The organism is Pyrobaculum neutrophilum V24Sta (assembly GCF_000019805.1).
Taxonomy (GTDB): Archaea; Thermoproteota; Thermoprotei; order Thermoproteales; family Thermoproteaceae; genus Pyrobaculum; species Pyrobaculum neutrophilum.
The window spans coordinates 576,804-597,694 of record NC_010525.1 but is presented as its reverse complement, the minus strand read 5'-3'; the positions used below and the strand labels follow the sequence as shown (position 1 = coordinate 597,694).

The following is a 20,891-nucleotide window of genomic DNA, read 5'->3' as shown; positions in this document are numbered from 1 at the left end:
ATGGAGCTACTCTTGGCGGAGCTAAAGACGAAGATAGAGTACCAGATAGCGTGGCTACTCTACACCATCGGCGTGAGAAGCCACAAGAGACTTCCCGCGTTGAAGGAGCTGTATGCAAAAGCCATGGCGGCTAAGTGGTGTAGCAAAAAAGACAGGAAGTTCTGCGAAGCGGCGTTTATGAGACTCTACAGCTACGACATAGCCAAGTACCTACGCCAGGGGGAAGCCGCGTTTATCCTAAGCCTCGCGCTTTACGACGTTGAAAGAGGGGACCACCGCCTCACTACAGTGGTGAACTACGTCGAGAGGGGCGTAATGCCTACCGAGATTGCGGTTTTCACAAACAAGATAGATATAGACAGCCTCGTGCCCACGCTTGCCGGCATCATCAAAGCGCTCGGGGAGACGTCGCCTGAGCTTCTCGCATCCACGTGGCATATTATGGCAACAAGAACCAGACTACTGCCCCCGCTTGAAAAAGTCCTAGACAACGCCGTAATCCTTGGAGTCCTCGCCGAAATGGAGAAGAAGGGCTACGTCATGAGAGACGGCAATAGGTACGTGCTCACCGAGGAGGGTAAACTTGTGGCACGCGATGTAGAGCTTCCCCAGGACGTGGCAAGGCTAAAACAGTTGAAATATGTAACGCCGGCGTTTTTCGCTATATTAAACACTCCGGTTGAAAACCTGTAGCTACTCCTTAATCGCGCCGATGGAGATAAAGGTCTTCGTCTCCTTCACGCCCTCCATGTTGTTCACGGCGTCGAGCACCTTGTCTAGCACCGTCTCCTGCGTGATGACGGCTAAGTCGTAGTCGCCAGCTAGCCTCATGGCCTTCTCGATAGGCAGCTTCTTCGTGGCCTCGTAGACCTTCTCCCTATACTTAGGCTCTATCTTGACGAGGATTATCACATCGCTGGATTGGCCCTTCAGAAGCTTAACGGCCTTCTCGGTGATGTCCACGAACTCCCTGCCAGTCCTCACGAGGCCAAGCTCCTTAAGCCGCTTGAGGTGTATAGCTAGGGCTTGCCGAGTCATGCCGAGCTCTCTCGCTATTTCGTCTTGGTCGCCGTAGACGGTGTACACCCTCATAGGCTGAGCCCTCTGCAATAGGTGGTTCAGCAGTTGGTACTGCCGGTCTGTTAGCTTTACCTCCTCGGTCATATTAATCGAGTGAATTAGAGATATTTAAATGTATCGCTAAATTGAAAGGCATAGGCTTCTGTATTTATTTAGTTAAGAATAACGCTGTAGAAAAGCGCATCCCAGACGGCGCCTTCCAAACATCTGTACATATAAAAACTTTTTCTAGATCTCCTAACGCAGTAAGGCAGGCGTATCGAAAGATATAGAAGACGGAAACTACTCCAGACAAATCCTTTGGCAAATACAGCAAGAAGCTTGCGGGCTATCCGGACGGTAAGCTTTAAATCCTGCGGAAAATCCCCCAGCGTGAAAACCAAGGCTGATGTGGGTAGGCCATGAGGTTGGCTTTCGCGCTCCTTCTCACGGCTGTCGCGTTGGGGGCTGTGGTGGAGGTGCGCAACGGCTTAGGCTTCCCCATACCTAACGCCACCGTTTGCTTCCAAGGGCGTTGCGTCAGCACCAACGCCTCGGGGGTCGCCGTCGTGCCTTTGGGGGCGGAGGTGGAGATCTACGTCGGAGGTTTACTGACGTGGAAGACCTACTCCTCCGGACACGACGTGGTTACGGTTAGCGACATAGACCATGTCAGCATCTCGCCCGTGAACGCAAGCGGCTACGTGGTGCTTAAGATTGTGAAGTTTCTAAACGGGACATACGGCGAGTTGAAGATACCGTTCTCCAACAACAAGCTGGAGCGCGCCATCCCCGTGGGCGGGGTGGATTACCCCGTGGAGATCTACCTCACGGAGGTGGGCGGAGTGAGGCTGAGAAACGCGACGGTTGTTAGAAGAGACCTCTGGAACATGGGTGCGGATCTGTTGGCCCTAGGCCTAGTGGAGAGGTGCACAATAGCGTCTCTGTCCCCGGTGACGAGGATCGCCATTTTGCAGGGCAACACAACAGTCGCGTCGGGGGCGGCAAACGTCACAGCATACCTACCCAGAGGCGCGTCCTACCTCGGCGTAGCTGAGACCCGCGTTCTTCTGCCAAACGGCGATTTCTACAGGGCGGAGTTCAACCCGTTGCTCTACTGCGGCCGGACTATCGTGGTGAACGCGTCGAGGCTGGTGATACGGGCTGTGGACTCGTTCGGCGTTACTAGAACCGACTGGACTATCTACGTCGCCGGGCGGGCGTATAAAGGTCAGGCGGAGCTGTGGATTCTGCCGCATGATATCTACACGGTGGCGGTAGACGCCGGCTTCGCCAGAAGAAACTTGACAGTGGCGGCGTCTAACCCAACAGAGGTGCTAACTGTGGAGGTTGAAAACGCCTACCTCATTTTCAACTACCAGCAGCCGGTCGACAAGGTGTACATAGTTGGGAACTACACGACGGTGGCGCAGATACCGCGCCGGGTTGAGCTACCCCCCGGCACATACAAGGTCTACGTGGAGGCGGGAGGCAGAAATTCTACATACATAGTCACTCTGAGGCCTGGGGAGACTGTACAGCTGACCATAACTCCGGCGAAGCAGGGGAGGGGACAAGAGCAGACGGAGGCCCCAACGTCCTACGCCTTTGCCGGGGTAGTTTCAGCGATGGCGCTGGCCGCATTGGTGGCCGTCGCTATAGGGATTCGCCGCCGTCAACGACAAGGACGTGGCCGGTGACGTAGCTAGAGGCGGGCGAGAGAAGCCAGTATATCGCCTCGGCGGCCTCCTCAGGCCGCCCCAGCCTTCTTAGCACTGTTCTAGATCTGAACTCGTCGAGCTCCTCCGGCGTAACCCAGCTGGTCCACCTGGTCTCTATTGGGCCGAGGGCCACCGCGTTTACCCTAATTGGCGCCAGGGCCTTGGCCAAGCTCCTGGCTAAGGCGATGAGGGCTCCCTTAGCCACGGCGTAGGGTATGCCGTATCTATCGCCGACTATACCTGGCGTAGAGGCGACGAGGACAACGGAGGCGGAGGGGCCCAGAGCCGGGAGGAAGGCCTTAACGGCGTTGAAGCTCCCCACGACGTCGACTCTAAAGACGTCGAGGAGATCCTCGGCCGACAACGACGCGACATCTCTCTTCCACAGTCCCTCCTCCCCGTGGCCGTGGGCCAGAGCCAAGCCGTCTACCCTCCCCACTTCCTCCGCCACCCCCCTCAGGCACGCCACGTCAAGCACATCGCATCTGTAGTGGACGTCGGCGTCTGACCTCTCCCTGGAGATCCCAACCACATAGTCGCCGCGGCTTTTAGCCAATCTGACGAGGGTGCCCCCTATCCCCCCGCTTGCCCCAGTTACGACAATCCTCATCTACAGAGGGGGGGCCTCCTGCACCTCAGCTTCACGTCGATGTCCCCCCTCTTCGCCCTCGTGACCATGTTGTGGTGTTCATCACGTACGCCGCGGATAAACGAGCACATATGCACGCCGCAGACCTCAACGGCTACGGCTCTAGCCCTCAGCTTCTCCATAAGCAGATCAGCCAGCCACTCCGTAAACCTCTCCTGCATTATGGGCCTGGCGGCCGCCCACTTCACCAACCTGATCACCTTGCTCAGCCCCGGCACCCCATCCCCTGGGATATACGCCACAGAAACGCTCAAGAGTATTGGGAGGAGGTGGTGCTCGCAGAGGGAGACGGCGCTTATGTTCTCAATCACGACGGGGCCGGGCTCCGCGTCGTACTCAAGAGGGAAAAATACCACCTCGGGGGGAGGCTCCCTCAGCCCCCTGGTGAGCTCCCCAAGAGCCTTCACGAACCTCTTAGGCGTATCGACAACCCCAGGCCTTGTCACATCCTCACCGAGGTGTTCCAGAAGCGCCCTGACCCCCTCCTCGGGCTTTACCACGCCTCTCTTCTCCAAAACCACGGACACGACTCCGAACTGTCAATTTAAAAATATGTTAAGACGGCAGCCTGGATTGCCTACTGCAACCGCACACAATCCGGCCCCTCCACCGGAAGCACCTCCGTGGGATAGTGGCGAGGAATACGGCGAACTGCAGAGGGCGCTCTATGGGCGAGAGGAGCACCTGCACCCAGTCGACCCTACCCAAGGCCCTCCGCGACCTCAAGGCTGTTCTCGCCGCTTGTAGCAGGAAAAGCGGAGGGAATAATACAGCCGCCGCCGTCCACAGACCGTAGTAGACCAGCTCCATGGCCCACAGCGCCGCGTTGCCTATTTTAGCCGCAGTCGCCTGCCTTATGAAAAACTCCCAAGCGCCGTCGGCGGGCTCCATGGGCACCAGATACGGCAGGACCTCTATGTCCTCCGCGACGGCGGTGACCGCCATGTCGTCCACGGGGCATACCTTAAGCGCCTCGGCGACCTCCCTCCGCCGATGGCCAGGTATGGCCATCGCGCCGCCGTACATAAACCTCGTCTTTTTCCACACCATCCAGTCGAACCCCCCCAGCGAAAAGGCGTTTTGAAAACGGTCTAGCACCCATCTATACGCCGTTGCGAACCTACCACACGACCTCCTCAAGAGGTCCAGCCAGGGGCCAGGCACGGCGTCGTCGTCTACGAAGATGTAAAGTTCTGCCTCCAACTCCTCCAAGGCTGTGGCCAAAGCCCCCGATTTTCCGCCGTATTTATTCAGGAGAGCCCTTAGACCTGCGGCCTCCGCCTCCTCGGCTGTGCGCCTATCGTCAACAACGACATAGTCGACGAAGTCCCGATACCGACCCCATCCCTTTACCCCCCTCGTGGCCATGACCACCACGGAGCGACATGGCGCAAGCCGGCCTGGACGTATCCGAATTTCTGTAAGTAGATGTATAAAGTCGTATATAGCGATGGCGGCTATGAGCGGAAGCACCACGGTCTCCAGGTATTCACAGATAAATATTCCAAAACCTGGGGTCTACATGATTAGGCAGGAGGACTATGGCCTTGTTTTGAGGGAGGAGAGGCTGGGGGGCGGCCGCCGCGTTTTAGACATATTCTGGGGTCCGCAACACCCCTCCTCGGGGCACACCCGCTTTATTGTGGAGGTAGACGGAGACATAGTTGTAAACGTGACGCCTGACCCCGGATACGTCCACCGAACTATGGAGAAGCTTGGCGAGACGCGCCACTGGATACAGAACATACCCCTCTTCGAGAGGCTTTCTCTGCCAGATGCGATAAACGTCACCTGGGCATACTCCATGGCCGTCGAGAAGCTGGCCAAGCTGGACGTGTCGCCTAGGGCTCAGTATCTGCGCGTCATAATGGGGGAGCTGAGCCGCATATCTACACACCTCTACGACCTGGGGCTACACGCCATAATGATCGGCTCCTCCACAGGCTTTATGTGGGGGTTTGGGCTAAGGGAGCTCCTGGTACAGCTGTGGGCCATGGCAACGGGGTCGAGAACAACGCCCAGCTGGGTCGTGCCCGGGGGCGTGAGGACGGCGCCGCCGGACGCCTTCTACGAACAGACCAGAGGCTTCCTGGAGTACCTCGAGAAGAAGGTGGACGAGTTCGTCAGAGTTGTCGTGAAAAACCCGGTGGGGTACTATAGACTTAAGGACGTGGGGTACCTCAGTAGAGAAGACGCCGCTAGGCTCATGGCGACGGGGCCGGCGGCTAGGGCCTCCGGGATAGAGTGGGACGCCCGCCGGGTCTACAAATACGGCGTCTACGACGAGTTGGAGTGGAACGTCTGCGTTGAAGACGGGGGGGACTCCCTGGCTAGGGCGATGGTTAGGATCTGCGAGATCCGCGAAAGCGTCAAGATAATAAGGCAGGCCCTAGACCGCGTCCCCAGGGAAGGCCCCCTAGTAGGGGACGCCGTTCTCCACAGGCTACCGCCTAAGCACAAGGAGAGGGCGAACGAGCACATCAAGCTAGGCGCCTTCTTCACAACGACGCTTCCTCAGGCGGAGGGCCTCGGCGTGAGCGAGGGGGGGCGCGGCCGCTACTTCTTCCACGTCTTTGGAGACGGCACAGAGAAGCCGTATAGGGTGAGGATATCCACCCCCTCTTGGCAAAACGTCCGGGCGATGGTGAAGGCCTTCGTGGGATCTAGGCTGATGGATCTCCCAGCCATATACGGATCCTTCGGCTACTTCCCGCCCGAGCAAGATAGGTAAGGTTAAAAATGGAGAACATGGATTGGGCTATGGATCTAGGGGGCCTCCTCCTCTCGCCTCGCCTCTGGTTTTTCGTACTGATGTTAGCGGCCTCGGGAGGCATACTGCTCACCGTGGTGTGGTTCGAACGTAAGGCCGCAGCCAGGGTGCAGATGCGCGTCGGGCCGTACCACGTGTCGCCGCAACTGGGCGGCTATCTGCAGTTGCTAGCTGACGCGCTGAAGTTCCTCTCCAGCGAGCCCATAGTGCCGAGAGGCGCCCACAAGACGTTATTTACACTGGGCCCAGCCATATTCACCACGCTGGCCTTCGGCGCTTCCCTCCTCCTACCTCTCACGCCTTCGCTTAAGCTGATAAAGGACAATAGCCTCCTCCAGTACGGCCTCCTCTTTTCCATTGTCATCCTTCTGCTAGTCTCCATAGCGGTTGTCGTCATAGGGTGGGCCGCTAACAACAAGTTCGCATACGTGGGAGCGGCCCGCGAGGCGTTGCTGGTTGCCGCATACGAGCTCCCCCTCCTCCTCTCCATCCTGGCGATGGCCATACTCTACGGGACGCTAGACCCCATACAGATCGTAGAGAAGCAGACCTTTGTCGTAGGGGCGTTGCTCAACCCCCTGGCCTTCCTAGTCTTCATAATAGCGGTAGCCATGGCCACCGCCCGCTTTCCCTTCGAGATAGCGGACTACGAAGGCGATGTGGCCACGGGGCCCTACAGCGACTACGGCGGCGTCTACCTAGTGCTCTCCTTCGCCGGAGGTACCTACTACGCCACCTTCTCCTACTCCCTCCTGGCGTCGCTTGTGTTCCTCGGAGGCTGGGCAATACCTGGGTATAGCGCCGGGCCCTGGCCTCAAGACATGTTCGGCCACCTGTTGCTTGCGGCTTGGGTTTTGGCCAAGACCGGGCTTGTCATGTTCTTCTACGCCTTCTTGAGAGCCGCGATGCCGGTGCTTAGGCTAGACCATACGCTTGTGTTGGGGTGGAGGGGCCTGTTTGCGCTGGGCCTAGCCGCCGTGGCTTGGTCAGCAGTGCTGAGACTTCTGGGTATACCATGAGCGGGAAGCTCGGCTATATTGTGAAAGCGACGTTGGACGCGCTCGCCGTAGCGGCGAGGAACTTCGCAAAGCCGGAGCGCATCACGGTCTTCTACCCATACGAGAAGCTTGAATATGGGCGGATGAGAGGCTGGATAGGGCTCTGGACAGAGAAGTGCACTTCGTGTATGTTGTGCGCCCGTATATGCCCCACCAACGCTATTAAGATGTATATGGAGCCAAACGGAAAACGCTACCCCGGCATAGACTACGGACGCTGTATAATGTGCCACTTCTGTATAGACGTATGTCCAACTGACGCTCTATACCCCACGGACATTAAGGAGCTGGCTTGGTACGACTACAAGGAGATGATCTATACGCCGGACATGGAGAGGGAACCGCCGAAGATACACTCGCCCTACAAGGCTGTAAAAGTAGCTATAAAATACGTCGGGGGTCTCCCTAGGAAGGTCAGAGTTCAGTAGCACATACACTAGTAACAATATTTTAAAATGCTACTCCAAACCGGCGATATGTTAGGCGACTTGCTTCTCTTGGCGGCTCTCCTCTTCGGTATTGTAGCTGTTTTTTCGCGAGATAATGTATATTCGGCGTCATCCTTAGCTGTATCAGCCGGAGCGGTGGGGGCCTACTACGCGTACCTCGGTCAGTTCGCGCCTGCCCTTCTCATCTTCGTCATATACATCGGCGCAGTGATGCTCTTGGTGATCGTCACAGCGGCGATGTACGGGGGAGTCCATAGGTGGGGAGCCAGAAGAATCGCGGCTTCTACCGTGCTTCTGGCGGCCACGGCTTTAGCCGCGTTGTTCCTCCAGATGGGGCACCGCGAAGCCGTCGGCGTTCTTCAGGGCGTAAACCTCGCCGAGGTGGCCGTTCTACTATTCAGCGTGGCGGCCCTCTCGCTGATAGTGGGCGTTGAGATCGCCAGGAGGTCATGACGGTGGCCACAGCTGTAGGGCTCGTCCTGATACTCCTCGGCTTGTACGGAATAGCGGTCACTAGAAACCTCGTGAGGATCTTGATATCTCTTGAGTTGGCCACAGTAGGGGCGTTCGCCGCGCTGGCGCCCGTAGCCGTCAAAGACCCCGCATCGGCCCTATACGGCGTTTTGTTCCTAGTTATGGCGTCTGTGTCAGAGGCAGCCATACTGGCGGCTCTGATATACCGTAACTACAGCCTTACGAAGGACACAGATGTGTCTTCGATAACGAGCGGGCGGGAGGTATGACGATCCTGGCGTCTCTGCTACTGCCGATGGCGCTGTCGCTGGCGGCCTACGTGGCGGCTAAAAGGTCACCGTATATAGCGGGCTATATATCAGCCGCCGCTCTATTGCCCCTCTTAGCTATTTCATCTGCCGTGGCTTTTGGAGGAGGGACGGTGGCCGAGGGGGCTATGGATGGGTTCAACCTGTTGTCGTTTAAAGTCACGCCGTTTAACGGCGTTTTCCTACTAACTGTGGCGCTTGTCGGGGTCTTCGTGGCGCTGTATTCTCCGCCGTATATGGAACACAGAGGCCACGAGCTGGGGAGAGACACCTCCATCTTCTACCTAACCTACGGGTTCTTCCTCGGCGGGCTCGCCGGGGCGTTTGCCGCGGCTAACCTAATAACCGTGTATATATTTATAGAGGTGGCGCTTGTTGCCTCGCTTTTCCAGATCTTGTACTACGGGTATGGAGACAGGGTGAGGATATCTGTTATGTATCTGGTGTGGTCGCACGTTGGGGCGCTGCTTATGCTCGCAGGCTTCCTCCTCCTCTACCTGAGAGGGGTCTACTACGTGCCGCTCCTCAGCGGCGTAGCCCCAGGGGTAGACCAAGCCGCGTTTCTACTGATACTAGTTGGATCTCTGATAAAGATGGCGGCCCTGGGAGTCCACATGTGGTTGCCCTACGTCCACGCTGAGGCGCCGACTCCCCTATCCGCCTTGCTGTCTCCCGTCTTAGTGGGCGTCGGCGGGTACATAATAGCGGCAGTGGGCATGTACCTCGTGCCTCCTGGGTGGGAAAGGTGGGTTGTATACTACGCGTTGGCCACCGCCGTATACGGCGGCCTCATGGCGTACCTCCAGAAAGACCTCAAGAGGCTGTTCGCCTACTCGACGGTGTCGCAGATGGGCTACATGCTCCTCGGGGTATCCCTAAAGAATGCGTACGGCTACACCGCAGTAGCACTGCTCTACCTAAGCCACGGCCTAGGCAAAGCCGTCCTCTTCATGACGGCGGGGTACCTCATAATGCACCTCCATACCCGTGACCTGGAGAAGATGGGCGGTCTCTACGGCTGGCGGCCGGAGTTGGCGGGGGCCTCCGTGGTGGGGTTCCTAAATCTAGCCGGCGTTTTGACCATCGGCATGATCTCGGAGATCCTCCTGACGGTGGCCTACGCCAGCTACTTCAGAAGCAACTACGTATACTACATCCCCTATGCGCTGATGTTGGTCGTAACCGGCGTCTACGCCTTTAACACGACTCGTCTCGTGTTCTTCGGGCCGCATAGGTACGAGGGGAAAGGACCCATAGACATCGCGCTGGCGTCGATCACAGCGGTGGCCTTCATCTCAGTGCTTTTTCTACTACCGCCTTTCTCAAGCGCTCTAGCCGACAACATATATAACACGGCCAGGGAGTTGGGGCTATGGAGGTAGTGCTACTTACGATTTTCATCCCGTTGCTTGCGTCGGTAATTTCGCTGTTTAGCTCCTCGGAGAAGTTCAAATCGTGGATCGTGACTCTAAGCGCCTTCGTATCGGCGCTTTTGGCGACCCACCTCTTCTTCTCAGCCCCCCATGGCACATATGGAGTGAACTGGATAGAGGCGGTCGGGGCGAGGATAGAGGTTAGGCTAGACGGCTTCAGCCTCCCCATGGGCCTCCTCGTGACCTGGCTCATAGCCGCCATCTCTCTCTACTCTGTCAAATACATGGAGGGAGACTACAGGCCGGGGTGGTACTGGTTCTTCTTCGGCTTCTTCGCCACGTCGATGTTGGTAGTGGTATATGCAGACAATCTGTGGCTCCTCCTGGCGGGCTGGGAGGGGGTTGGGCTCGCCTCCTGGGCGTTGATAGGCCACTGGTACCGCGACGAGCAGGACAAGTGGGTTGGAAAAGAGGAGAGGGTGCTGGGGGTGCCCTACTGGTGGACGCCGAGCAAGGCGGGCCTCCGCGCCATATTGACCGTCCGCCTAGGCGACTCCTTCTTCCTCACGGCCATGGCCATATTCTACGTCGCCACAGGCACCGCCTCGTTGACAGGCCTGCTCTCCGCAGAAGGCCTAAAGGCGCTGGGGGTTATCCCGCTGATATTCTTCGCCATGGGGCCGTTGACCAAAAGCGCACAGTTCCCCTTCCACGAGTGGTTGCTCACGGCTATGACGGGACCCACCAGCGTGTCAGCCCTTATACACGCCGCCACCATGGTCAAGGCGGGGGTCTACGTGTTGATTATAACAACGCCCATCTTCCTCCACGTGGCCGGCTCCTCCCTCTACTTCTGGGTTCTGACGGCACTCGGGGTGGCCACGGCCCTTGTGGCTACACTCATCGCGTTGACCTCGGTAGAGTTTAAGCTGGTGCTCGCCGGCTCCACAGCTGCCAACCTAGGCGTCATAGCGGCGGCCGCGGGGGCCGCCGGCCTTCTGGCGCACCACGGGGGACACGAGCTCGAGCTCCTGCTTACCTACGCCTTCCTCCACATAGTAGGACACGCCGTATCTAAGGCATCCCTCTTCATGGGATTCGGCGCAGTTATACACGAAGCTGGAACCAGATTCATAGGCGAAGTTGGAAGGCTTGGGCGCCATATGAGGATAACAGCCGCCGCGATGGCCCTCTCCACCTTGAGCCTCGTTGGAATTCCGCCCCTCCTAGGCTACGTCACGAAAGAGCTCGCCCTAGAAAACGTATTCGAGCTAGGCCTAGTTGCATTGGCGCCGGCGCTCTACCTACTGCTCTTCCTCACGCCTATCTACGGACTACGCCTGTTTGGCCTAACCTTCCTCCATGGCAGAGAGGCCGAGGAGGTCCACGAAGCCCCAGCGCTTATGTGGATCCCATACGCCGCGCTGGCGGCGGCCACGGCGGCGCTGGGGGGCTACTTCGCCGCCGTTGGTAAGTTCCCGCCTCTATCTGCCGCCCTCTTTGCCACATTGGCGGGCTTTGTCGTTGGCGTTGCGCTCTACGTGGTGGCGCCCGGCGTTAGATCTGAAGCGCTGAGGCCGCTCTGGGAGGTTGCATATAGGAGGTTCTACCTGCCCATTCTCTACGACGGAGTATTCCCATATGTCTACACAGCCGCCGCGAAGGCCGTCTACGTTGTGTTCGATAAAGCGCTGTTTGACGGGATTTACCACGTCGTTTTGCCAGGCTTGTTCAAGGCCGCCTCGGGAGGTCTGAGGAGGCTTGCGACGGGCAACATAAGCACCTACGTCCTATACGCCGTAGTTGGAATACTTCTGACGTTGGTTCTGCTGGCCGCGCTATGATGGAGCTGACGTATCTAGCGGTTGCCGCCATACTTCTCTCGCCGCTTGCGCTACGGGGCGGAGGTAGGCACATAGCGGCGGCCATATCTCTGGCGCTTCTCGCCCTGTCTGCCTACGGCGGTGCAACGGCGGCTTTGGTCATAGTAGCGGTGGCGCTAACCCTGGCCCTAGATTGGCGGTGGGGGACGTTGGGCGTAGCGCTTGCGATGTCTGCTGTTGGTGCGGCGCTTGCGATGTATGCCTACTACAGCTCGGCATCTCCCCTCTATGCGTTGCTCGGCCTATTTCTAACAACCGCGGCTGTCTACGGTCTTTTGGCCATGGAGAAGACGAGGGAAAACGTCGAGGGGGCCGTGAAATACCTAGTCTTCTCCGGCGTGGGGAAGTTATTAATAGTCCTCGGACTCCTCTATCCCACCGACTGGGGCCTCTACTTGGCCACCCTGGGGTTCATGTTTGAGCTGGGTATCTTCCCATTCCACGCATGGGTGGTAGACGCCTACGCCACCGGCTCTCCTCGGGGATTAGCCGCGTTGACCGCCTTCAGCAAGGTGGCCGCCCTCTACCTCCTCCTTTCAGTTTTCAACCGCGTTGGAGGCCCTACCGCGGTGGGGGAAATGCTTTTGGCGATCTCGCTCCTCTCCATGTTTGTCGCCAACGTCGCAGGCCTCACCGCAAGGACGATAGGCCGCCTAATGGCCTACTCCTCTATTGCCCATATGTCGTACGCCCTCACGGCGGTGGCCATGGTCTGGTGGCTGGGGCCGAAAAACGCCGAGGTCTTTGGGGCTAGAGACACGGCGCAGCTGGCCGCCCTAGTGGTCGTGTTGGAGGCCCTGGCCTCGGGCCTGGCTAAGGCCGGCATATTTGGCCATATGGGGTCCCCCACTGCGGACGTGGCGCCCCCGAGGAAAAGCCTACTAAACGTTGTGAACGCCCTATCTCTACTGGGGGCGCCGCCGCTCCTCGGCTTTTGGCCAAAGCTACTGCTAATCCTCTTGGCGCTGACCTACGGCACTCCCCAGGCGCTTGCAGTGGCCCTCTGGGTGGTTATAAACAGCGTGTTGGCGACGCCGTACTACTTCAGAGCGGTTAAGATAATGCTCGACACGCCGGGCCCCCCTGCGGAAAACGCCACATCGACTTACACGGCGGCGCTATCCATAGCACTAGGCCTGGCGGCCCCCGTAGCGGCTTGGCTCTTCGTTGTCTAATAGCTTTTTATCCTGTTGAGGGCTGGGGGGCATGCCTGTGGAGAAAACACTGGTTATACTCAAGCCAGACGCGGTGTCTAGAGGCCTCGTGGGCGAGATAATTACGAGGTTCGAAAAGGCGGGTCTCAAGATCGTCGCGATGAAGATGGTTAGGGCTACCCCAGAACAGATGGAGAGGTTCTACCCCTCCAGCGAGGATTGGTACAGATCGGCGGGCTCTAAGCTCCTTAAGGCCTATCAGGAGATAGGCGTCGACCCAAGGCTGAGGATTGGAACCGATGACCCAGCCGAGGCCGGCAGACTCATAAAGGGAAGACTCGTGAAGTACATGACGTCGGGGCCCATAGTTGTTCTAGTGCTGAAGGGGAATAGAGCTGTGGAGGTCGTGAGGAAGCTCGTTGGGCCGACCTCCCCCCATGCGGCGCCGCCTGGCACAATAAGAGGCGACTACTCGATAGACTCTCCTGACCTCGCCGCAGAGGAGGACAGAGTTGTCTATAACCTAGTTCACGCCTCGGACAGCCCCGCCGAGGCGGAGCGGGAGATAAAGTTCTGGTTTAGGGAAGAGGAGATCCTAGACTAGCTGTAGCTTGTAGGCCAGCAACGTGAGAGCGGCCTTAGGCGGAAACCTACCAATCCTAGTCACTGGAATGGCCGCCAGAACTGGGCCGGAGATTGTTGGGTCCAGCACCCTAATCGCTACCCTCCTGTTGCACACAACGCCGTCTAAAACCCCTCCGCGTATCTCCCCCTCTATCAGTTGATCGATGTGTTGTAGGAGGTACGACTCGAGGTCTGTTTTTTCCACTACCACGCCGTATTTCATTGGCCTGGCCTTGAAAGGCGGCTCAGCGTCTGTAGGCAACTCCGCCAACCTCACTCTTATCTGACCGCAACGGGGGGCGCCCGCCGCAATGTAGTAGAGCCCACGCGCAGGCCCCCGGGTGAGGGCTATATATTCCATCGTTCTGGCCCATAAGCGCCCGTTTTAAGGGCTAAAGCTGGTTCACCGCGTCTTTTTCGCCGTAGAATTAGGTTTGCGCGGGGAACCCAGCAGGCTGATAAAGCTTATATATGGTTCACCGTGTTTTGTATTGAGCTACTGTAGGCGGATCTCCTGTTGTGTGACAGGGTCGGGGGAGCGCTCTACTCTGATCTTCTCAACATCTACATAAAATACGTAGTCGTAGCCCGTTAGGTCGGGTACAGACGTGTACACGTCTATCCACACGTGTCTAGGCTCTCTAAACTTCCTAAACCACCGCGGGACCTCCTCGGCGTCTAGAGTAATCACGTAGGTGGAGACAACCTTCTGGGCGTAGTGCTCCAGCCTCCTATGTTCAGCAAGTGAGACGAGGCGCGGCCTCGCCTTCTTGAAATACCCGAGCTGGTGAGGCTTGTGGACGTACGCCACGGCGTTTAAGCTATCTACCACAGCCGCGGTGAGCCTCTGATGCGGCCCATATACGGCGATCTGGGCCCCAAGGGGGATCTCCCTCACTAGATGACCCAGGAGGCCAGGCGGGGGCACGGTTCTGACCTCGGCGGTAGGCGTGAACTCGTTGGTGAGAACCACAGGACCTGTGGGGAGTATGGCCAGGTAGTAGATGGGCTTCAGCACCTCTATCCCCCTCGCCTTCTCGATCTTGATGCGCCTTATGGTGCCGTGGTCCGTGTACCTCGCCTCCATTTTTACTATCACGTCGGCTATGTCGGCCAGGGGGTTGTACTTGGCCTCGATACCTATCACGCTGTAAAGCCCTATCTTGGTCAAGGCGTCTGCGGAGGCTCTGTCGAACACTATAGCCTCTATCCCGTCTACGACGAAGACGTCTGCCCTCTCCTTGTAGGCCAGATCTACCACCTGGTTAAAAAGGGTCTCCCTGTACTGGGGGACGAAGGGGTAGTCAAACACCACCACGTCCTCCGCCCTCCACCCAAAGCTCTTCCAGGTCTCATACAGGGTGTCCTTCCCCTCGTTGAAGGTAACCCAGACAACCCTCCTCCCCTCCTTAGCGAAGTCGAAAGCTACCTTCGAGACAAGCACCGTCTTCCCGGAGCCGCTTGCGCCGTAGACAAAGGATACCCTCTCGGCAAAAACTCTCCTCAAGTCCACACGGGTGCTGGGCAGAGTTTATTAAAGTTTTGCGGTTAGCACATTTTAAAAGCGTTGGAAAACCCACGCAAGATGGAGGTGGGCCCAAAAGCGTTATGATATCTGTCGTTGTTCCAACGTACAACGAGGCGGAAAACATAAGAGAGCTTGTGGAGAGGTTGCACAAGGCGCTACAGAACAACTACGAGGTGGTCGTGGTGGACGACGGGAGCCCAGACGGCACGGCCCAGATAGCGGCAAGCCTGGCACACAGCTACCCAGTGGTAGTCATCACGAGGGAAGGCCGCCTGGGGCTGTCCTCCGCGGTGGTGGAGGGGGCTAGGCGCGCGGGCGGCGACGTCGTTGTCGTCATGGACGCGGACCTCCAGCATCCGCCCGAGCTAGTGCCTAAGCTGGCGGAGATCGCCGAGAGGGGCTGTCTGGCGGTGGCGTCGCGGTATGTGAAAGGCGGCGGGGTCAGAGGCTGGCCTCTCCATAGACGTGTCGTGTCTAGAGGCGCCGTCTTCCTGGCGAGGCTTCTACTGCCCGAGGCTAGGGCGGTCCACGACCCGGTTTCCGGCTTCTTCGCCTACAGCAGAGAGTGTCTAGCCCAGATAAAGCCCACCGGCCTCTACAAGATCTTGCTGGACGTCCTCGTCCAGTGCAGGCCGAGGTGCGTCGTGGAGGTGCCCTACGTCTTCGGCCTAAGGACGCGCGGCCGGTCGAAGCTGGGCACTAGACACGTGCTGGACTTCCTAAGGCAGCTGTTTAGGCTGAGCAGGTGGCGCCCCCTTAAGTTCGCCGCCGTGGGGGCAAGCGGCGTCTTTGTGGCTTGGGCGGTCCTCTACGCCTTACCACTGCCGCCCCACCTCTCAGTGGCCGCGGCCATAGAGACGTCCCTCACCTCAAACTACATACTGAACCGCCTCTGGACTTTCGCGGGGAGGAAGACGCCGGCGTTAACAGGCTGGCTGAGGTACCACGCGGCCACGGCGGTTGGAAACGCCACGAACTATATAACGACGCTGGCGCTCCACATGCTGGGCGCTCCCCTCTACGTCGCGTATCTAGCCGGCGTCACGCTGGGCTTCGCCGCCAACTACGCGCTTTCTGAGGTAGTAGTCTTCAAGTATAAATAGAAGGGCGTAGCCCAAGTGCGTGAGGGTGCTGTTGCTGGGCTGTGGCAACATAGGGAGATACATCTACGAGAAGCTGTCTGCGAGACACGAGGTCGTGGCGGTGGACAAGGCGAAGGCTTGCCCGGCGGCGGTTCCACAAGACGCGTTGGAGATCCCGCTGGGGTCGTACGACCTCGTAGTTAACGCGTTGCCCGGCGGCGTTGCTTACAAGGCCTCCCGGAGAGCCGTGGAGGCGGGTATCGATACCATAGACGTTTCGTACTATGGGGAAGACCCCTTCACGCTTCAAGATGTGGCGGCCAAGTCTGGAGCCCGGTATGTGCCAGACGCGGGGGTTGCGCCAGGGTTAAGCAACATGTTGGCGGGCAGGCTAGTCGCAGAGCTGGGGTATTTAGACGAGCTGGGGATATACGTCGGCGGCATCCCGGAGAAGCCGGTGGGGCCCCTAGGCTACTCTATAACGTGGAGCCCCACCGACCTCATAGAGGAGTACGTTAGGCCGGCGCGCGTCATACGAGGTGGGAGAGTTGAGACTGTGGATCCTCTTAGGGAAGTGGAGCGCGTGGAGTCGCCCATGGGCCCCCTCGAGGCCTTCTACACAGACGGCCTCCGCACGCTCCTGAGGACGCTTGCCGACAGGGCCTCGCTCATGTACGAAAAAACGCTAAGGTGGCCCGGCCACGTGGAGAAGATACGCCTCCTCAAGGAGCTCGGCTTCCTAGACGAGGCTGGGGAGCCGCCCCCGCGCTTAATCACGGCGAGGTTGCTGTCGCGGCTTAGGTTCAACGTTCCAGACGTCGTGTACATGAAGGTGGTTGGGGCAAAAGGAGCGAGGAGAGTTCAGTACGAGGTGTTGGTAAGGCCGAGAGGCGGTTGGTCCGCGATGCAGATAGCCGCCGGCGGCGTGGCGGTCGCAACGACCTACGTAATAAAGGAGCTGGAGCCGGGGGTGACGCCGCCGGAGCACATCGGCATGTCTAACAAGCTCTTTCCAAGGCTTCTAGCTTATATCAAGCAGGAGGGCGTCACGGCGGTCCAGGAGGTCGTAGAGAGGGCGGAGCTATGAGCGGTCTGCCGGAGCACCTGAGGCGGCCGCCCCGGGGGATGCGGGACTGGCTACCGCCCCAGCTGTACGCCTTAATTGAGATGGAGGAGAGGCTGTCAAAGGTGGCCGAGTCGTTCGGCTACAGGCGCGTGGAGACGCCGGTGGTTGAACATTTCGAGGTGCTCGCAAAGAAGGCCGGGCAGGAGGTGGTCAACGAGATCTACTACTTCAAAGACAAGGCTGGGAGAGACGTCGGCTTGAGGTTCGATATGACGGTGCCCGTGGCCCGCGTCATATCGTATAACCTCGATCTACCGCGCCCCGTCAGGTGGTACTACTTCACCAAGGTCTTCCGCTACGACGAGCCTCAACACGGCAGATACAGGGAGTTCCACCAGTTTGGCATTGAGCTGGTGGGGTCGGCGAGCCCCAGGGCAGACGCTGAGGTTATACAGGTGTTTATAGAGGCCCTGGAGGCGGCGGGCGCGAGGGACTACGTGGTTAAGATAAACGACAGACGAGCTGTGGACAAGTTGTTGGAGAGCCTCGGGGTTCTGCAACACAGAGACGTCATATACAGGGCGTTGGACAAGAAGTACAAGCTCCCCAGGGAGCAGGTCGTAGACATTATGACAAACGGCGGCGTCCCCATCGACAAGGCCGAGAGGATATACGACGCCTCTGAGGAGATGACGCTTGAGGAGGCCGTAGACGCCGTATTGAGGCTAGACGCCGGCTTGGGGTCGTTCTACCAAAAGTTGGTGGGCTACCTCGCAACCGCTGTTCCTGTTGATAGGCTGAGGTTCGACATGTCGATTGTCAGAGGCCTAGACTACTACACGGGGGTGGTTTTCGAGGCCTACGTCGGAAAATACCGCCTGGCGGTAGGCGGCGGCGGCCGCTACGACGACCTACTGGAGCTCTACAGCGGCGTCAAGATGCCAGCTCTTGGCTTCGCAATCGGCGTAGAGAGGCTTATGGAGGCGGTGGGCCTCGAGCGGGTCGAGAAGCCGCTGGACTACTACATATATATCTTCGACGACGGCGCATATCCCCACGCCGTTGCGTTGGCGAAAAAGCTCCGCGCGGCTGGCCACAGCGTAGCCATAGAGCTCGGCGAGAAGAACCTAAAAGACGCGTTTGAGTACATCCTGAAGGTCGGGACCAAGTACCTCATCATCATGGGGAGGAGGGAGCTTGAGCGGGGGGTCGTGAAGATACGCGATCTACAGAGGCGCGAGGAGTTCGAGAAGCCGCTGGCAGAGTTCTAGGGCACCACCTGCGTCCCCCTAAGGCCTTTAAACACCTCGTACCCCTCCTCCAGAGCCCCCACAGCCGCCCTCTTTCCGGTCCTTTTCACGAAGTCCACCACGGCCCTCACCTTAGGCCCCATGGAGCCTGGCGGGAAGTGGCCCTCGGACATGTAGCGCTCCAGCTCGTCTGCGGCCACCACCCCAAGCCGCCTCTGGCCGGGCCTCCTGTAGTTGAGGTATATACCATCTACGTCAGTAAGCACCATGAACAAATCGGCGCCCAGCTCAACGGCGAGGAGGGAAGAGGTGAGATCCTTGTCCACCACCCCCTCAACTCCAGCCCCGCCGCAGATAGGGACGCCGCCCCCGCCGGCGGCGACGACCACGAACCCGGCGTCCACAAGCCTCCTTATGGCGTCTACCTCGACCACCTTCACCGGCGTGGGCGAGGGCACCACGCGGCGCCACCCCCCTCTTGGATCTGCGGCGAACCGCCACCCGAACCTAGCCTCCAGCTCCCTAGCGGCCTCCTCTGGGTAGAGGGGGCCGATCGGCTTTGTCGGCGTTGCGGCGGAGGGGTCTCGGCAGTCCACCTCCACCCTGGTTACCAAGGCCGCCGTCATGCCGGCGCCCAGGAGCTTGTCTATAGCTTGCGCTATGAGGTAGCCGAGGAGGCCCTGCGTTACAGCATTTAGAGCATCTAGCCCAAAGGCCTCCCGCCCCTTCTGAAGCTCCGCGAAGTACCCCACCTGGGGGCCGTTGCCGTGTGTAACCACCGCCCTGTGTCCCTCCTTCACTATCCTCGCCACTACCTGCGCCGCAGTCGCCACGTTTCTCATGTGTCCCTCCTGGCTCACCGGCTCCCCCGGCCTGCTGAAGGCGTTGCCGCCAAGTGCCACAACGACGAGCATACGTCCAGTATGTCAAGTCTATATAGCCCTTACCACCACGGCGTATGTGGCAACGGCCGAGGCCAGGGCGAGAGAGGCGAGGAAAAGCCACGGGTAGTCCGGGGACTGCGCCATAAGCCAGCTGAATAGGTAGCTCACGTGGAGCCCAAGCGCCATGTTTGTGACGTTTATAACCGCAAGAGCCGAAGCGGGGTTCTGCGCAGCCCTAGACGACGCCGCATAGACCCCGGTCATATACGTCGAGAAGGACAAGCCGTAGAGGAAGGCGAGCAACGGAACCGCCTCCAGCGGAGCCCAGGGCATGGCCAGAAACGCGATAGACGCAGTAGAAGCCGCCGCAAGTAGGGCCGACCGGCCTCTGCCGCCGGCGTCGTAGAGCCTGCCCGTCAACCCGCCCAGGAGCCCCGACAGCATTGAGGCCGAGGAGACTGCCCCCGCCGCCCACTCCCCAACGCCGCGGTAGAGGTGGAGCCACGTGGCGGCGAGGTTGTTCGCGGCGTAGACCGCCCCCCAGAAGGGGAAAGACGCCAAGCCGTAGGCCGCCGCCCTCCATTCGAGAGATGGTCTGCTTTTAACAGCGCCGTGTCTAACAAGTGCCACGCCCAACGCCGCTGAGAGTAGCCCAGGAAGCGCAAGAGCGGGGCGCCAGCCAAGAACGCTTGCGACGGCCCCCCAGTAGAAGCCTACGAAGCCGCCCAGGTTAAAGGAGGCGCCGTACCAACCCAGGGCGGAGCCTACCGAGCTTGGACTTAGAGCCACCAAGACGGCGCCCGCGGTGGAGAAGAAGAGGCCGGCGCCGACTCCCCCCAGCGCTCTGAAGGCCAGAGCCCAGCCCCAGCTGGGGGCGAGGGCCATGAGCACGGAAGAGACGCCGAACAGCACCATGCCAAAGCCGGCTACCTTGTTGTGGCCGTACCTAGCCCCTAAGTAGCTCGCCGGTAGTTGCATCAAGGCGGCCCCCACGACGAAGGCGGCGGGGAGGAGCCCCGCATAGGCTGGATCAACGCCGTAGTCCCTCAACATGGCTGGGAGGAGAGGCGCTATGTAGAACCACATCAACGCATACACTCCCCTAGACAGTAGCACGAGGAGAAATAAGTTCAGCATTCGAGTACTACCTCACGCCTCGGTGCCGGGGTTGGCTCATCACGCGTAGTGCGGCGTCTGCTGAGTCTGGGTCTGCACCGGGAGAGGCGGCGGGAAGCCGAGCTCCCGCATCACCAGCGCCGCCTCAAACAGCGCGGCTTGCATGATGGGCCCCGCCACCTGGGGCGGGGGGTTCTTCACATCTACGTCGCCTTGAACGGCGGCCACCCCCCGTATCGTCACGGTCACAACGCCGGGGCTCGACGATATGCTCACTGTGAAGGGGATCTCGGTTACTCCCCCCCTTTTCACAGCCCTCTCGCCCTCTATCATTATCTGGACGTTCATCTGTAGCTGAGCGCCCGGGGGCGGCACGCCGAGCCTCTCCGCGTGTATATAGTCAAACCTTATCCCGGCTACGCTCATGGCTTTAAACAACCGCG

The 20,891-nt window shown here is 59.2% G+C and carries 23 protein-coding genes; 14 read left to right on the top strand and 9 right to left on the bottom strand.

Features of this window, described 5'->3' with window-relative positions; all coding sequences use genetic code 11:
• Positions 1 to 693, top strand: coding sequence for a hypothetical protein (locus tag TNEU_RS03335; protein ID WP_012350024.1), 693 nt, complete (start codon positions 1 to 3; stop codon positions 691 to 693).
• Here TNEU_RS03335 and TNEU_RS03330 read toward each other — a convergent pair whose 3' ends face one another.
• Complete coding sequence (locus TNEU_RS03330) at positions 694 to 1,164, bottom strand: Lrp/AsnC family transcriptional regulator (protein ID WP_012350023.1); 471 nt, start codon at positions 1,162 to 1,164, stop codon at positions 694 to 696. It lies immediately after the preceding gene.
• A 317-nt stretch (positions 1,165 to 1,481) separates the two neighbouring features.
• Here TNEU_RS03330 and TNEU_RS03325 point away from each other — a divergent pair, with 317 nt between their 5' ends.
• On the top strand, positions 1,482 to 2,759 hold the full coding sequence (locus tag TNEU_RS03325) for a hypothetical protein (RefSeq protein WP_012350022.1): 1,278 nt from the start codon (positions 1,482 to 1,484) through the stop codon (positions 2,757 to 2,759).
• Here the strand turns inward: TNEU_RS03325 and TNEU_RS03320 are convergent.
• From TNEU_RS03320 to TNEU_RS03310, 3 genes are read right to left on the bottom strand one after another with little or no spacing between them, the layout of a single operon-like run.
• A complete protein-coding gene (locus tag TNEU_RS03320) occupies positions 2,716 to 3,390 on the bottom strand; it encodes an SDR family NAD(P)-dependent oxidoreductase (RefSeq protein ID WP_012350021.1) in 675 nt (224 codons plus the stop codon). The two genes, TNEU_RS03325 and TNEU_RS03320, sit on opposite strands and share 44 nt — an antisense overlap.
• The gene (gene folE, locus TNEU_RS03315; RefSeq protein WP_012350020.1) at positions 3,387 to 3,950 is read right to left on the bottom strand and encodes a GTP cyclohydrolase I; all 564 of its coding nucleotides are present in this window, start codon (positions 3,948 to 3,950) and stop codon (positions 3,387 to 3,389) included. The genes TNEU_RS03320 and folE overlap by 4 nt, the downstream gene beginning before the upstream one ends.
• 34 nt (positions 3,951 to 3,984) lie before the next feature.
• The gene (locus tag TNEU_RS03310; RefSeq protein WP_012350019.1) at positions 3,985 to 4,902 is read right to left on the bottom strand and encodes a glycosyltransferase family protein; all 918 of its coding nucleotides are present in this window, start codon (positions 4,900 to 4,902) and stop codon (positions 3,985 to 3,987) included.
• A gap of 49 nt (positions 4,903 to 4,951) precedes the next feature.
• On the opposite strand from TNEU_RS03310, the gene TNEU_RS03305 reads away from it, so the two are divergent.
• Genes TNEU_RS03305 through TNEU_RS03265 form a run of 9 tightly spaced genes read left to right on the top strand, consistent with a single transcriptional unit; the run spans position 4,952 to position 13,502 of the window.
• Complete coding sequence (locus tag TNEU_RS03305) at positions 4,952 to 6,160, top strand: NADH-quinone oxidoreductase subunit D (RefSeq protein ID WP_012350018.1); 1,209 nt, start codon at positions 4,952 to 4,954, stop codon at positions 6,158 to 6,160.
• 29 nt (positions 6,161 to 6,189) lie between these two features.
• Entirely contained in the window at positions 6,190 to 7,218 is a 1,029-nt protein-coding gene (gene nuoH / locus TNEU_RS03300) for an NADH-quinone oxidoreductase subunit NuoH (RefSeq protein WP_148682319.1), read from the top strand.
• Complete coding sequence (gene nuoI, locus TNEU_RS03295; protein ID WP_012350016.1) at positions 7,215 to 7,685, top strand: NADH-quinone oxidoreductase subunit NuoI; 471 nt, start codon at positions 7,215 to 7,217, stop codon at positions 7,683 to 7,685. Before nuoH ends, nuoI begins: the two co-directional genes overlap by 4 nt.
• A gap of 48 nt (positions 7,686 to 7,733) precedes the next feature.
• Positions 7,734 to 8,159, top strand: a complete 426-nt coding sequence (locus TNEU_RS03290; protein WP_148682318.1) for a hypothetical protein — start codon at positions 7,734 to 7,736, stop codon at positions 8,157 to 8,159.
• Positions 8,156 to 8,449: an NADH-quinone oxidoreductase subunit K gene (locus tag TNEU_RS03285; RefSeq protein WP_148682317.1), complete on the top strand. Its 294-nt coding sequence runs from the start codon at positions 8,156 to 8,158 to the stop codon at positions 8,447 to 8,449. Before TNEU_RS03290 ends, TNEU_RS03285 begins: the two co-directional genes overlap by 4 nt.
• Complete coding sequence (locus tag TNEU_RS03280) at positions 8,446 to 9,870, top strand: complex I subunit 5 family protein (protein ID WP_012350013.1); 1,425 nt, start codon at positions 8,446 to 8,448, stop codon at positions 9,868 to 9,870. Before TNEU_RS03285 ends, TNEU_RS03280 begins: the two co-directional genes overlap by 4 nt.
• Positions 9,861 to 11,705 (top strand): NADH-quinone oxidoreductase subunit 5 family protein, encoded by a 1,845-nt coding sequence (locus tag TNEU_RS03275; protein WP_148682316.1) that lies wholly within the window; start codon positions 9,861 to 9,863, stop codon positions 11,703 to 11,705. The genes TNEU_RS03280 and TNEU_RS03275 overlap by 10 nt, the downstream gene beginning before the upstream one ends.
• Positions 11,702 to 12,919 carry a proton-conducting transporter transmembrane domain-containing protein gene (locus tag TNEU_RS03270; protein WP_012350011.1) on the top strand — a complete coding sequence of 406 codons (1,218 nt, stop codon included), beginning with the start codon at positions 11,702 to 11,704 and terminating at the stop codon, positions 12,917 to 12,919. Before TNEU_RS03275 ends, TNEU_RS03270 begins: the two co-directional genes overlap by 4 nt.
• A gap of 31 nt (positions 12,920 to 12,950) precedes the next feature.
• On the top strand, positions 12,951 to 13,502 hold the full coding sequence (locus TNEU_RS03265; protein WP_012350010.1) for a nucleoside-diphosphate kinase: 552 nt from the start codon (positions 12,951 to 12,953) through the stop codon (positions 13,500 to 13,502).
• Here the strand turns inward: TNEU_RS03265 and TNEU_RS03260 are convergent.
• Together TNEU_RS03260 and TNEU_RS03255 are read right to left on the bottom strand one after the other, a co-directional pair.
• Entirely contained in the window at positions 13,494 to 13,883 is a 390-nt protein-coding gene (locus tag TNEU_RS03260) for a hypothetical protein (RefSeq protein ID WP_012350009.1), read from the bottom strand. The genes TNEU_RS03265 and TNEU_RS03260 overlap by 9 nt on opposite strands.
• Before the next feature lie 135 nt (positions 13,884 to 14,018).
• The gene (locus TNEU_RS03255; RefSeq protein WP_012350008.1) at positions 14,019 to 15,035 is read right to left on the bottom strand and encodes an RAD55 family ATPase; all 1,017 of its coding nucleotides are present in this window, start codon (positions 15,033 to 15,035) and stop codon (positions 14,019 to 14,021) included.
• A 95-nt stretch (positions 15,036 to 15,130) separates the two neighbouring features.
• On the opposite strand from TNEU_RS03255, the gene TNEU_RS03250 reads away from it, so the two are divergent.
• Genes TNEU_RS03250 through hisS form a run of 3 tightly spaced genes read left to right on the top strand, consistent with a single transcriptional unit; the run spans position 15,131 to position 18,469 of the window.
• Complete coding sequence (locus TNEU_RS03250; protein WP_012350007.1) at positions 15,131 to 16,153, top strand: glycosyltransferase; 1,023 nt, start codon at positions 15,131 to 15,133, stop codon at positions 16,151 to 16,153.
• Positions 16,154 to 16,172: 19 nt separating this feature from the next.
• Positions 16,173 to 17,219 (top strand): saccharopine dehydrogenase family protein, encoded by a 1,047-nt coding sequence (locus TNEU_RS03245; RefSeq protein WP_012350006.1) that lies wholly within the window; start codon positions 16,173 to 16,175, stop codon positions 17,217 to 17,219.
• Positions 17,216 to 18,469, top strand: coding sequence for a histidine--tRNA ligase (gene hisS, locus TNEU_RS03240; RefSeq protein WP_012350005.1), 1,254 nt, complete (start codon positions 17,216 to 17,218; stop codon positions 18,467 to 18,469). Before TNEU_RS03245 ends, hisS begins: the two co-directional genes overlap by 4 nt.
• On the opposite strand, the gene TNEU_RS03235 is transcribed toward hisS, so the two are convergent.
• Genes TNEU_RS03235 through TNEU_RS03225 form a run of 3 tightly spaced genes read right to left on the bottom strand, consistent with a single transcriptional unit; the run spans position 18,466 to position 20,874 of the window.
• Positions 18,466 to 19,362, bottom strand: coding sequence for an amino acid kinase family protein (locus tag TNEU_RS03235; protein ID WP_012350004.1), 897 nt, complete (start codon positions 19,360 to 19,362; stop codon positions 18,466 to 18,468). The two genes, hisS and TNEU_RS03235, sit on opposite strands and share 4 nt — an antisense overlap.
• An 18-nt stretch (positions 19,363 to 19,380) precedes the next feature.
• Positions 19,381 to 20,469 carry an MFS transporter gene (locus TNEU_RS03230; RefSeq protein WP_012350003.1) on the bottom strand — a complete coding sequence of 363 codons (1,089 nt, stop codon included), beginning with the start codon at positions 20,467 to 20,469 and terminating at the stop codon, positions 19,381 to 19,383.
• A gap of 39 nt (positions 20,470 to 20,508) precedes the next feature.
• On the bottom strand, positions 20,509 to 20,874 hold the full coding sequence (locus tag TNEU_RS03225; RefSeq protein ID WP_012350002.1) for a hypothetical protein: 366 nt from the start codon (positions 20,872 to 20,874) through the stop codon (positions 20,509 to 20,511).
• Between the last annotated feature and the right edge of the window lie 17 nt (positions 20,875 to 20,891).

Coding starts and splice junctions, on each gene's coding strand:
- TNEU_RS03335 (WP_012350024.1), top strand. CDS start 1: ATGGAGCTACTCTTGGCGGAGCTAAAGACGAAGATAGAGTACCAGATA.
- TNEU_RS03305 (WP_012350018.1), top strand. CDS start 4,952: ATGATTAGGCAGGAGGACTATGGCCTTGTTTTGAGGGAGGAGAGGCTG.
- hisS (WP_012350005.1), top strand. CDS start 17,216: ATGAGCGGTCTGCCGGAGCACCTGAGGCGGCCGCCCCGGGGGATGCGG.
- TNEU_RS03250 (WP_012350007.1), top strand. CDS start 15,131: ATGATATCTGTCGTTGTTCCAACGTACAACGAGGCGGAAAACATAAGA.
- TNEU_RS03270 (WP_012350011.1), top strand. CDS start 11,702: ATGATGGAGCTGACGTATCTAGCGGTTGCCGCCATACTTCTCTCGCCG.
- TNEU_RS03265 (WP_012350010.1), top strand. CDS start 12,951: ATGCCTGTGGAGAAAACACTGGTTATACTCAAGCCAGACGCGGTGTCT.
- TNEU_RS03285 (WP_148682317.1), top strand. CDS start 8,156: ATGACGGTGGCCACAGCTGTAGGGCTCGTCCTGATACTCCTCGGCTTG.
- TNEU_RS03325 (WP_012350022.1), top strand. CDS start 1,482: ATGAGGTTGGCTTTCGCGCTCCTTCTCACGGCTGTCGCGTTGGGGGCT.
- TNEU_RS03235 (WP_012350004.1), bottom strand. CDS start 19,362: ATGCTCGTCGTTGTGGCACTTGGCGGCAACGCCTTCAGCAGGCCGGGG.
- TNEU_RS03290 (WP_148682318.1), top strand. CDS start 7,734: ATGTTAGGCGACTTGCTTCTCTTGGCGGCTCTCCTCTTCGGTATTGTA.
- TNEU_RS03275 (WP_148682316.1), top strand. CDS start 9,861: ATGGAGGTAGTGCTACTTACGATTTTCATCCCGTTGCTTGCGTCGGTA.
- TNEU_RS03330 (WP_012350023.1), bottom strand. CDS start 1,164: ATGACCGAGGAGGTAAAGCTAACAGACCGGCAGTACCAACTGCTGAAC.
- TNEU_RS03260 (WP_012350009.1), bottom strand. CDS start 13,883: ATGGAATATATAGCCCTCACCCGGGGGCCTGCGCGTGGGCTCTACTAC.
- TNEU_RS03225 (WP_012350002.1), bottom strand. CDS start 20,874: ATGAGCGTAGCCGGGATAAGGTTTGACTATATACACGCGGAGAGGCTC.
- TNEU_RS03320 (WP_012350021.1), bottom strand. CDS start 3,390: ATGAGGATTGTCGTAACTGGGGCAAGCGGGGGGATAGGGGGCACCCTC.
- TNEU_RS03280 (WP_012350013.1), top strand. CDS start 8,446: ATGACGATCCTGGCGTCTCTGCTACTGCCGATGGCGCTGTCGCTGGCG.
- nuoH (WP_148682319.1), top strand. CDS start 6,190: ATGGATCTAGGGGGCCTCCTCCTCTCGCCTCGCCTCTGGTTTTTCGTA.
- TNEU_RS03230 (WP_012350003.1), bottom strand. CDS start 20,469: ATGCTGAACTTATTTCTCCTCGTGCTACTGTCTAGGGGAGTGTATGCG.
- nuoI (WP_012350016.1), top strand. CDS start 7,215: ATGAGCGGGAAGCTCGGCTATATTGTGAAAGCGACGTTGGACGCGCTC.